The 11,681-nt window shown below is 55.9% G+C and carries 9 protein-coding genes; 2 read left to right on the top strand and 7 right to left on the bottom strand.

The genetic code is table 11. The features are described 5' to 3' along the window. Positions 1 to 16 precede the first annotated feature (16 nt). The 7 genes from WA157_RS07445 to ppsA all read right to left on the bottom strand — a co-directional run bounded on the left by WA157_RS07445 (position 17) and on the right by ppsA (position 9,578). Positions 17 to 2,926 carry an adenosylcobalamin-dependent ribonucleoside-diphosphate reductase gene (locus WA157_RS07445; protein ID WP_422620346.1) on the bottom strand — a complete coding sequence of 970 codons (2,910 nt, stop codon included), beginning with the start codon at positions 2,924 to 2,926 and terminating at the stop codon, positions 17 to 19. Positions 2,927 to 3,236: 310 nt separating this feature from the next. Beyond that, entirely contained in the window at positions 3,237 to 3,689 is a 453-nt protein-coding gene (gene rplI / locus WA157_RS07450; protein ID WP_422620347.1) for a 50S ribosomal protein L9, read from the bottom strand. A gap of 11 nt (positions 3,690 to 3,700) precedes the next feature. Continuing rightward, positions 3,701 to 3,985 carry a 30S ribosomal protein S18 gene (gene rpsR, locus WA157_RS07455; protein ID WP_011464487.1) on the bottom strand — a complete coding sequence of 95 codons (285 nt, stop codon included), beginning with the start codon at positions 3,983 to 3,985 and terminating at the stop codon, positions 3,701 to 3,703. Positions 3,986 to 4,014: 29 nt separating this feature from the next. Continuing rightward, the gene (gene priB, locus WA157_RS07460; protein ID WP_422620348.1) at positions 4,015 to 4,314 is read right to left on the bottom strand and encodes a primosomal replication protein N; all 300 of its coding nucleotides are present in this window, start codon (positions 4,312 to 4,314) and stop codon (positions 4,015 to 4,017) included. 23 nt (positions 4,315 to 4,337) lie between these two features. Continuing rightward, positions 4,338 to 4,703 carry a 30S ribosomal protein S6 gene (rpsF, locus tag WA157_RS07465; RefSeq protein ID WP_011464485.1) on the bottom strand — a complete coding sequence of 122 codons (366 nt, stop codon included), beginning with the start codon at positions 4,701 to 4,703 and terminating at the stop codon, positions 4,338 to 4,340. A 120-nt stretch (positions 4,704 to 4,823) separates the two neighbouring features. Next, positions 4,824 to 7,133 carry a VC_2705 family sodium/solute symporter gene (locus WA157_RS07470; protein ID WP_422620349.1) on the bottom strand — a complete coding sequence of 770 codons (2,310 nt, stop codon included), beginning with the start codon at positions 7,131 to 7,133 and terminating at the stop codon, positions 4,824 to 4,826. Between the two features lie 45 nt (positions 7,134 to 7,178). Then, positions 7,179 to 9,578 (bottom strand): phosphoenolpyruvate synthase, encoded by a 2,400-nt coding sequence (gene ppsA, locus WA157_RS07475; protein WP_422620350.1) that lies wholly within the window; start codon positions 9,576 to 9,578, stop codon positions 7,179 to 7,181. 218 nt (positions 9,579 to 9,796) lie between these two features. Between ppsA and ppsR the strand changes: the two genes are divergently transcribed. Continuing rightward, a complete protein-coding gene (gene ppsR / locus WA157_RS07480; RefSeq protein ID WP_011464482.1) occupies positions 9,797 to 10,618 on the top strand; it encodes a posphoenolpyruvate synthetase regulatory kinase/phosphorylase PpsR in 822 nt (273 codons plus the stop codon). Positions 10,619 to 10,681: 63 nt separating this feature from the next. Beyond that, on the top strand, positions 10,682 to 11,563 hold the full coding sequence (locus WA157_RS07485; RefSeq protein ID WP_422620351.1) for an ion transporter: 882 nt from the start codon (positions 10,682 to 10,684) through the stop codon (positions 11,561 to 11,563). The last annotated feature ends 118 nt before the right edge of the window (positions 11,564 to 11,681 follow it).

Here is an 11,681-nt window from a genome sequence, read left to right on the forward strand (position 1 = left end):
GCCTCCAAACCATTTCTTAACCGCACTGTCCAACGTAGCCGCAGGCGGTACAGAAATCACATCCGTCTTTGTGAATGACGGTTGGATTTCCGCATTCCGGGCAGATTTTGCCAGCCATGGTACTCGGTGCTCCCTGATTTTTTGGGGCATCAAGCACGCCCATGTCACGCAAGGGGAAACCTTCCTCGTCAAGCACACCCAGCATGGCATAGCGGTGAATAATCAGTCTCGCGACATACGCGACCGTCGAAGGCCAGGTCTGCTGGCGGCGTTCACCACGCGGCAAGCCCGGCACAAACGCCATGAAGTGGCCCAGCGGTTCAGCATAGTTGAGCAGCTTGCGCAGCTTCATGCCGATCCACGCCGGATCGATCACTCGCATGTCCAGCGAGAGCAGTCGGGCCAATCCATCGAGTGCTCTTGGGTAATTACCTGAAAAGCCGACGGAGCAAGGCCGGGTCACAATGACACCGTCAGGACCGGGCAAATTCACCTCCTTGAGTGTGACAGTGAATGCCTCGCCAGTCGCGGGATTGTCCACATCCACCGACCATGCCAGCGTGCCAGAGGGACCAGTCTGCGGTTCGCCCCGGCTGAACATGGCATCCAGCACGGGCGTTGGCACTTTGGTGTCGTTGCCGCCCAAGGCCGTGAGTTGGTCGCAGCGCCAGCGAATGACCGCCGCCGTGGCCGCCACCACACCCGGGAACAGACGGAGTTGGCCATGCGGCGGGAATGGCATCTCAAACGAATGCTCCTCGGCGACCGTGGCCAATGCGTCGAGCTTCAACTGCAACCAGGCCGGATCATTGGCGCGCAAATCCATGGAAAGCGTTTTGGCGAGTGCGCCCAAACCACGCGGCTGCTCTGTGCCATTGACCCACACCTCGAAGGGTTTGGGCGCGCCGCCTTCTTCGGGGGCCAACTCACCAACGAATAATGCAAAGTCCCCAAAAGGGTGATGCACCATGAACGTCCAAGCCGGGTTGCCCGCAGGCAACTCGGGGCGACTCGGCCAGCGCAAGGACGACAGCACAGCGGCTGGCAGACGCTCCAGCGCCAGTCGCTGGTTCGCGCTGTCAATTTGCAAGGCTGTTGCGGCGGCTGGGGCGGATGAGGAGCCCAACGCAGGCGTCACGCTCAACACCGACCCCAGCACCGAGTTGGGTCGATAGGTGGCCAAGCCCTTTAAGCCCGACTGCCATGCCTCCATATACAGGTTTTGAAAGTCGGCATAGGGATAGTTAACCGGAACATTCACCGTCTTGGAAATGGCGGTATCAATAAACGGCGCAACTGCGGCCACCATGGCTTCATGGGCCTGGGCACTCATTTCCAGCGCGGTAACGAATGCAGGGGTCAGTGCGGTGTCCTTGCCATAAAGGTGGCGATAAAGGCGCCAGGCGTGATCTTCCACCGCATACTCTTTGAAGCTGCCGTCAGCCATGCGCTTTTTGCGGGTGTAACTCCAGCTGAACGCGGGCTCGATGCCGTTGCTGGCGTTATCCGCAAAAGCCAGGCTGATGGTGCCGGTCGGCGCAATCGAGAGTAAATGCGAGTTGCGAAGACCATGCGTACGAACGCGTTCCTTCAGGGCGGATGGCAAACGCGATGCGAACCTTTGGCCGGTGAGGTAAAGATCAGCATTGAACAAGGGGAAGGCCCCGCGTTCTTGCGCCAGATCGACCGAGGCGTCGTACGCGGTGTCGCGCATCAATTCGGAAATATCGCGTGCCATGTCGCGTGCCGCCTGCGTGTCGTAGCGCAAATTGAGCATCACCAGAGCGTCACCGAGCCCGGTATAGCCCAAGCCAATGCGGCGCTTGCTGCGCGCCTCTTCCTGTTGCTGTGGCAGGGGCCAGACCGTCACGTCAAGTACGTTGTCGAGCATGCGCGTTGCTACGCGCGCTACTTCGACAAAAGCCGCCTTGTCAAAACTGGCAGCCTTTTCGAAGGGTTGTTTGATGAAGCGTGTCAGATCAATCGAGCCCAGGCAACAGCAACCGTAAGGAGGCAAGGGCTGCTCAGCGCAAGGATTGGTGCTGGCAATAGTCTCGCAATAAGAGAGGTTGTTGTCGCGATTGATGTGATCCAGGAACAAGACACCGGGCTCGGCATGATCATAGGTCGAGCGCATGATTTGATCCCACAATTCGCGCGCTTGTAAGGTCCGGTAGACCCAGATACCACTGTCAGGCACATGATGCGCCCCCGCTTCTTTTTGCGCAGGTCCTGGTTCAGCACGATGGACAAGGGTAAATGCCGCGTCTTTTTGCACCGCCTGCATGAAGGTATCGGTGATACCCACTGAAATATTGAAATTCTTCAAGTCACCAGTGTCCTTGGCATGGATGAACTCTTCAATATCAGGATGATCACAGCGCAGAACACCCATTTGTGCGCCACGCCGGGCACCAGCGGATTCGACCGTTTCGCAGGACCGATCAAACACGCGCATGTAGCTCACGGGGCCTGATGCACTGCTTTGCGTGCTGCCAACCCAGGCGCCGCGCGGGCGGATGCGGGAGAAGTCATAACCCACGCCACCGCCACGACGCATGGTCTCGGCCGCCTCGGTCAGCGCGGTGTAAATGCCGGGATGTCCGTCTTCCACATGGGCGATCGAGTCGCCGACGGGCTGCACAAAACAGTTGATCAAGGTGGCAGCCAGATCAGTGCCAGCAGCGGATTGAATGCGCCCGGCTGGTAAGAATCCGTTTTGTAGGGCCTGCAGAAACTTGGTTTCCCATTGCTTTTGCTGCTCTGGTGCCTCTACCTGAGCCAAAGCATGTGCAACACGCTGATTGACGTCAACAATGGTTTTTTCGGACCCTTTGCTGTACTTCTCAATCAGAACCTCTTCGCTGATGGGCTGGGGGGCAAGGGCGTGGATTGGCTTTGTTCGTGAGGGAGTTTTTTGCGTCATTATTTGTTCCTAAATTCTAGGGAATACTTGATTCCAGTCGTGCGCTTTTCCCAGGGGGACTGTCGGGTACATGGTCTGCGTCAGCATGTGTGATGTGGGCATCACATTACAGCAAGACATTTGTTCGCCGTGAGCCCTTGGTCCGCGCCCAGACAGGTCCGTCAGGCCGGGACAGCGTCAACTTGATCATTCTACCGATTTGACGACCGGCGCCGCGTCATAAAGAGGTCAGCAGACAGCGTTGACCGAAAAAAAAGCCCTCTGCTCGATTGCTAGAGGGCTTTTGACTCCAAGTGGAGCCTCAGTTCGTTTAGGCCGTTTCGCCGTAAACCGAAACTGTGATTTCCACCAGTACGTCGGTATGCAAGGCGACGCTGACTTTACTGTCGCCAACCACCTTGATCGGGCCATTGGGCATGCGAATTTGCGCCTTGGTCACCTTGAAGCCCGTCTTGGTCAGTTCTTCAGCGATGTCCGCATTGGTCACAGAACCAAAGAGGCGGCCATCAACGCCGGCCTTTTGGGTCAGCTTGCAGGTGATACCTGCAAGCTTTTCGCCAACAGTCTGCGATTCAGCCAATTTGGCTGCGGCAGCTTTTTCGAGTTCAGCGCGCTTGGCTTCAAACTCTTGCTTCGCCGAAGCCGTGGCGCGACGAGCGCGGCCAGAGGGAATCAGGAAGTTGCGGGCATAACCGTCTTTAACACGCACGACCTCACCTAGATTGCCAAGGTTCACAACCTTGTCGAGCAGAATAATTTGCATGATTGTGTTCCTTAAATCTTGTGCTGGTCGCTGTACGGCAGCATCGCAAGGAAACGTGCGCGCTTGATAGCGGTGTTGAGCTGACGCTGAAAAATGGCACGGGTGCCAGTCAGGCGAGCGGGAATGATCTTGCCGTTTTCGGCAATGAAATCGCGCAAGGTATCAATGTCCTTGTAATCGATCTCTTCAACGCCAGTCACGGTAAAGCGGCAAAAGCGCTTGCGCTTGAACAGCAGGTTCTGTGCTGGGCGCTTGGGGCGCTTGTCTTTGTTATTGAAACGTTTTGGTCCGGCCATGATGGACTCCTTAAATATTTATGAATTCGTTAATCTTGCTGAAATTCTTGAATGTGAAACACGACGTGCTTGCCATTGCGAGGTGTCGCCAGAAAACCGTTGAATCTCCAGGCACTGGCTATGGCTTGTTTTGCAAGCCGCTCAGCTATTGCGCCAAAGGCCACCGCTTTCAGTGTCGCCTTCACTTGTCTTATCTGCCCCGCTTCCTGAATCTCCGACTCATGCTCAAGTCTGATGTTCAGCGCCGGTAAACCGGCTGGTGTGTAACGCAGGGAATCAATTCCGGCGATACAGGCAGTCAAAACAAGCTGATTGGCAACGTGGTTCACACCCCTTGCAGGCAAAAAAGCCCTTAAGCCTGGTACTCGGCCTGCTGGGTCTTGCGGGCATCTTCACGTTCGACAGTTTTCATCATCGAAGAAGGACCGGTATCGGCTTTTTTCTTCAAAACAGTCAGATGACGCAACACGGCATCATTGAACTTGAACGCGTGTTCCAACTCTGCCATGACAGCCTGGTCAGCTTCGATATTGACGCAAAGGTAGTGGGCTTTGGCAAGCTTGTTGATCATGTAGACCAACTGGCGACGGCCCCAGTCTTCAACACGGTGCACTTTGCCGCCACCGGCAGTGATCATGCCCTTGTAACGTTCCAGCATGGCGGGAACCTGCTCGCTCTGATCCGGATGGATCATGAGAATGATTTCGTAATGACGCATTGATACTCCTTGTGGATGGCCCACATTGGGCAGAAAAAACCACCCTCAGCGTCTAATTGAGGTGTGGTAAGGCGAAGCCTCGCATTATATGCCAATGCCAGACCGACCCATAACGTTACATCAGCCGGGCGCCGAAGCCTCTGATCGAGACAGAAGACTGACCAGCACAGTGACCACAAAACCCGCCAAAACGCCAAATACTCCGGCAGAAACAGGCTGAATATCGAGCCATAACCCCGTGCCACTCAATCCCAATGCAGATCTAAGCGCTACGGCATTGACGGCCATGTAGTAGATCGTTATTCCAAGACCCGCGACCATCCCGGCGACGGCGGCCAGCCGTGTCGTACGGCGCCAGAATATTCCCAACACCATCACCGGTACAAATGCGGCCCCAGCCAAAGAGAAAGAAGCCGAGACAAGATAAAGGATATCTGCAGGCCGCTGCGCAGCCACATAGGCAGCAACAAGGGCGACCAGCAGCAGCGCAAACTTCGACAACATGACCCGTCTGACCTCCTCCGACTGGCTACTCCCGCTTCGATAGAAAAGATCATGTGCCAGCGCATTTCCAATCGTCAACAACAAGCCGTCCGCTGTTGAGAGCGCAGCGGCAAGTCCACCCGCAGCCACAAGGCCGGACACAACGTAAGGCAAGCCGCCCAACTCAGGCGTGGCCAACATCACAATATCCGCCCCCAATTTGAGCTCTGAAAATTGGAGAATGTGATCTCCATTGACATCGCTGACAGACACCAGCGTCGAATCTACCTTCGCCCACTGTGCGATCCATACGGGCAATGAATCAAAGTTCTGCCCGACCAGTTGGCTCATGATTTCAAATTTCACCAGCACGGCCAGTGCGGGGGCCGACAAATACAGCAACGCAATAAAGAAAAGCGACCAGGCAACGGAGGTGCGGGCCTCGGCCACCGTGCGAGTTGTATAAAAGCGGGTCAACAAGTGGGGCAAGCCAGCGGTCACCACAATCAGACAAAACGCCAATGCCAGAAAGTTGCGCCGCGAAACATCAAACGCCTTCTGTTCATCAGCGCTCCCCTGCGGATCTCCAGCAAATGGTTTGGCGTGCGGTGGCATGCCACCCAAGGGCTGCGCTCGATCCAGGTTGTCCTGCATCGCATGCATCCAGCGCTCACGTGCGCTGACTGCGTCCTTTGGCAGCGCTGCAAGCTCACGTCTTGCGGCAACGACAATCGATTCATCAACCCGATGTTCGTTCAGAAAACGAATTTTTTCCCTTATCGCATTTCGTTCACTCTCAAGCGATGCTTCCACGTGTTGCAGCTTGCGCTCATAGTCCCGCGCTCGCCGGGCGTATTCATTGATCACCTGCAGCTCGGCCGGCGAATCGATGAGTTGCCGTTCCAATTCAGTAATTTTTTGCAGTTGCTGCCCGTAAACGAACGGCGCCAATGGATTGCCCAGTTGTTTGTAGGCCAACCATGAAACAGGAATCAAAAAGGCCAGAATCAGTACAACATACTGAGTCACCTGCGTCCAGGTTACCGCCCGCATGCCGCCCAAAAACGAGCACACAAGAACGCCGCCCAACCCCAGCAAAATCCCAATTTCAAACTGAACACCGGTCAAACGGGACGTTATCAGCCCCACGCCGTAAATCTGTGCCACGACATAGGTAAAAGAACACAGAACCGCCGCAAAAGCCGCAATCATCCGTGGCCAACGGCCCCCAAAACGCACGCCAAAATAGTCTGGAACTGTGTACAGATCGAGCTTTCTCAGATAAGGCGCGACAAGCAGCCCCACCAGACAGAAGCCCCCCGTCCAGCCCAGCACATAGACCAGCCCTCCAGGCTGCGATGGAGTCCCTGAAAACCCCTGCAGGTAGAGCCCCCCCGCCATACTGATAAACGAGGCCGCACTCATCCAGTCGGCGGCGACCGCCATGCCGTTGTAAACAGCCGGGATGCTGCGTCCGGCGACGTAATACTCCGAGGCATCCGAAGTACGACCGTAGATCCCTATCACTGCGTACAAGGCGACTGTGGCGAACAGAAAAATGGAACCAACCCACATCTTCTTCAGCCCCAACCTCTCGGCAAGGGCCAGAGCCAGCAAGAACAGCAGCAAGCAAACAACGTAAGCGGAGAATCGCCAATGAAGCCGGTGCTTGTAGGCGGTGTATGCAGCGTCGGCCGTCGTAATTTCTCCGTCGCGTCGATTCGCAACCCAGGCGAACACCGCCACGACGGCGATAAAAATAAACACGCTGCCCTGGGCCGCGAACCAGTAGCCCAAGGGCCAGCCAGCGACGATTATCTGCAGGTCGCGTGCGAAGAACACCACGCCGAACGACGCTGCAAACCAGATCGCAAGAAGCCAGCCATGCAAGCGAAAACCGCCTGGCATCGGCTTGAATTGCCCTACCTCCACCGCTGGATTCAACATCGCTGCATCATGACAGCCCGCGAAGTCTCAGGCCATAGGGGTTTGCTATTGCCCGGCCAGCCTCTGCCAGGTTGCAATCACGGAGTCCGGATTCAGGGAAATCGATGAAATCCCTTCCTTGGCGAGCCACTCCGCAAAGTCAGGATGATCGCTGGGCCCCTGACCACAAATGCCAATGTACTTGCCTTCGGCTTTGCAGGCATTGATAGCCTGGCTGATGAGCGCGGTAACAGCCGGGTCGCGTTCATCAAAGTCAGCCGCCAGCAACTCCAGACCGGAGTCACGATCGAGTCCCAGGGTCAGCTGGGTCAGGTCATTGGAGCCAATCGAGAAGCCGTCAAAATACTGAAGAAACTGGCTTGCCAAAATAGCGTTGCTGGGGATCTCGCACATCATGATGATCTTCAGACCATTTTCACCGCGTTTGAGTCCGTGGGTGGCCAACAGTTCGGTCACCTTTTTGGCTTGTCCCAACGTCCGGACAAACGGCACCATCACTTGAACGTTGCTCAAGCCCATGTCCTGGCGAACACGTTTGAGCGCCTCGCATTCCATCGCGAAGGCCTCACCGAAATCGGCGCTGACATAACGTGCGGCGCCACGGAAGCCGAGCATGGGGTTCTCTTCTTCGGGCTCGTAGCGGCTGCCACCAATCAGCTTGCGGTATTCATTGCTCTTGAAATCGGACAGACGCACAATGACTGGCTTGGGCCAAAACGCGGCAGCGATCGTCGCAACACCTTCGGCGACCCGGTCCACATAAAAAGCGCGCGGCGAGGCATGGCCACGGGCAACGGATTCGACCGCCTTTTTAAGATCTGCGTCAATGTTGGGATAGTCCAGAATCGCCTTGGGATGCACACCAATGTTGTTGTTGATGATGAACTCAAGGCGCGCCAAACCGACGCCTTCATTGGGCAACTGGCAAAAATCAAACGCCAGTTGCGGGTTGCCGACATTCATCATGATCTTGACGGCAGTTTTGGGTAGTTCGCCGCGTTGAACTTCGGTGATTTCGGTTTCCAGCAAGCCGTCATAAATAAAACCGGTGTCGCCCTCTGAGCAACTGACAGTCACCAGCATGCCGTCCTTGAGCACCTCGGTCGCATTCCCGCACCCGACTACCGCCGGTATACCCAGCTCGCGCGCGATGATGGCGGCATGACAGGTGCGTCCGCCCCGATTGGTCACAATGGCCGAGGCCCGCTTCATCACCGGCTCCCAGTTGGGATCGGTCATATCGGTCACAAGAATATCGCCAGCTTGCACCTTGTCCATCTCGCTGATGTTGTGCACGATGCGAACCGGACCCGTGCCGATCTTCTGGCCAATGGCCCGCCCTTCGACGATCACAGCACTCTTGCCCTTGCCCTTGAGCTTGTAACGGTACTCGGCCTTGCCTGCGGACTGGCTCTTCACCGTCTCCGGACGGGCCTGCAAAATGTAGAGTTCGCCGTCCAACCCGTCTTTGCCCCATTCAATGTCCATGGCACGGCCATAGTGCTCCTCAATCACCAACGCATACGCAGCCAGCTTCTCAACATCGGCCTCGGTCAATGAATAACGGTTGCGCATCTCGGTCGGCACATCCGTGGTTTTGACCAGCTTGCCTCCGTGGGCTTTTTCCTCGGGGGTTGTGAACTGCATCTGGATCAACTTGGAACCCAAACTGCGGCGGATCACGGCCCGCTTGCCCGCCTTGAGCATCGGCTTGTGCACATAAAACTCGTCCGGATTCACAGCCCCCTGCACCACGGTCTCTCCCAGGCCGTAACTGGAGGTAATAAACACCACATCCTGAAAACCGGACTCGGTGTCAATGGTGAACATGACGCCCGCTGCGCCCAAGTCTGAACGCACCATGCGCTGAATGCCCGCGCTCAAGGCCACGTGCTCGTGTGCAAAGCCTTTGTGTACCCGGTAACTGATGGCACGGTCGTTGTACAAAGAGGCGAAAACTTCCCTGATTTTGTGCAGGATCTCGTCGATACCGATCACATTTAGAAAAGTTTCTTGCTGGCCGGCAAAGGAGGCATCCGGCAAATCTTCGGCCGTCGCGGACGAACGTACGGCAAAGGAGGCTTGCGGATTGTCGGCACTGAGGGTAATGAAGGATTCACGAATGGCCTTTTCAAGGTCAGCCGGAAAGGGCTGCGCCTCAACCATGGCACGAATCTCCGCACCCACCTGCGCCAGCGCCCGCACGTCGTCAGTATCGAGGGCACTCAGGCGGGCATTGATCCTCCCGGCGAGGTCCTCATAAGCCAGAAAATCGCGGAACGCATGGGCTGTCGTCGCAAAACCAGTGGGCACTTTCACGCCGGTTGGCAAGTTTGAAATCATTTCGCCGAGACTGGCGTTTTTGCCGCCAACCGACTCGACGTCGGTCATTCTCAGGTTTTCAAACGGAACGACCAAGGCGGTCGAGTTAAAAAGGTCAGACATGGGAAAGCTCCAGAAGTTAAAAGTGGATCAATGCACAAGCCCGGGCGCTCTGGTGCGCGGGCCATGCACATGTCAACAGCTTGACTTTGTCGTTGTTTTAATCGGTCAGTGCAGTACATGGAAGAATTGGGTTGAATTTTTGCCATTGTAGGCTGCGAGTCGGCCGGACGCAGTTGGCCCGTGCACAATGCCACAAGACAACCTAATCCTCAAACATCATGTCGCAACGTACTGTATTTTTCATATCCGATGGCACCGGCATCACCGCAGAAACCTTTGGTAACGCCATCCTGGCCCAGTTTGAAACCAATTTTCGGCATGTCAGGCTGCCATTTACCGACTCCGTCGACAAAGCGCACCAAGCGGTCCGGGAAATCAACCATGCCGGCATCGTGGACGGCAACAAGTCCATTGTTTTTACGACGCTTGTTGATATGGAGGTGCTCAAAGTCATTACAGACAACTGCCACGGCATGGTGTTGGACATGTTTAGCACTTTTGTCCATCCCCTTGAATCCGAGCTCAATCTCAAGTCCAGCCACCGCATTGGCCGCTTCACCGATGCCAGCAAAAGCAGCGCCTACCAATCACGCATTGAAGCCATCAACTTCTCACTGGCTCATGACGATGGGCAATCCAACACCGACCTGGAGCACTCCGATATTATTTTGGTTGGCGTCAGCCGAAGCGGAAAAACGCCGACTTCACTCTATCTGGCGATGCAATATGGGCTCAAAGCCTCCAACTACCCACTGATTCCAGACGACTTTGAACGCCAACAGTTGCCCCCTGCGCTAAAGGCTCACAAAAGCAAGCTTTTTGGTCTGACGATCCAGCCTGAACGCTTGAGCGAAATTCGCAACGAGCGCAGGCCCAATTCCAAATACGCCTCACTGGAGAACTGCCGCATGGAAGTGAGTGAAGCTGAAGCCATGATGCGCCGCAGCGGTATCCGGTGGTTGTCAACCACCACCAAATCGATTGAAGAAATATCGACCACCATCCTGCAGGAAATCAGGCCGGAGCGCCTGGCCTATTGATTTGCTTCAATCAGGCCCTGGATGTCAACTGGATTAAGCTGCGCGCAGGGCAACGATCGCACCATGACCGATTCAAATCAGAACATCCTTGGCAAGCCGCTGACCGGCTGGCGGTTGCGGCTTTACACCGTCATCTTTGAGGCCGATACGCGCGCCGGGCGCCTGTTTGACCAGTGGCTAATTGCGCTGATTTTGACGAGCATCGTGGTGGTAGTTGTGGACAGTGTGCAGAGCATTGATTCGACCCATCACTCGATTTTTTTGTGGCTGGAGTGGCTCTTCACCCTCGCTTTCACGGTGGAGTACGTGGCCCGATTGGTGTGCGTGCGCCATCCCTTGCGTTACGCCCTCAGCTTTTATGGCGTCATTGATCTGTTGGCCCTGTTACCGACCTATGTGGCTTTGCTGGTGCCCGAAGTTCAAGCCTTGATTGACGTGCGGGTGCTGCGTTTGCTGCGCGTGTTTCGTATCTTCAAATTGACCGCCTATGTGGCTGAATACCAGTCCCTGGGCCACGCCCTGAACGCCAGCCGTCGCAAGATACTGGTTTTTTTGTCAGCGGTCTTGATGATTGTGCTGGTCATGGGCACCCTGATGTATGTGGTGGAAGGCCCCAACAACGGCTTCACCAATATCCCGACGTCGGTGTATTGGGCGATTACAACGATGACCACGGTTGGATTTGGCGACATCACGCCCAAGACCGACTTGGGCCGATTGATCTCATCGGCCATGATGCTATTGGGCTGGGGTACGCTGGCGGTGCCGACCGGCATCGTGACCGCAGAGATGACGGCAAGACGCATTTCCACGGCACCAACAACGCGCACCTGCCAAGAATGTCTCACCGAGGGACACTTGGCGCAGGCCAGTTTCTGTTTTCATTGCGGCGCTCAATTGCCTAGCTACATCAACGACGCCCCTGAGCGATCGGCGCAGGATTAGGATCACCAACGCCACCTGGGTTTGCATGTTGGCGTGCCGGCGAATTGACATTATTTTTTGGAGATTAACTTGTTTCAAACCTCTATGGCGGGTGGCCAGCCAAAGTCGGCCAAGCCTG

Origin of the sequence: Rhodoferax ferrireducens (genome assembly GCF_049302455.1) — a bacterium.
Classification (GTDB): domain Bacteria; phylum Pseudomonadota; class Gammaproteobacteria; order Burkholderiales; family Burkholderiaceae_C; genus Rhodoferax; species Rhodoferax ferrireducens_B.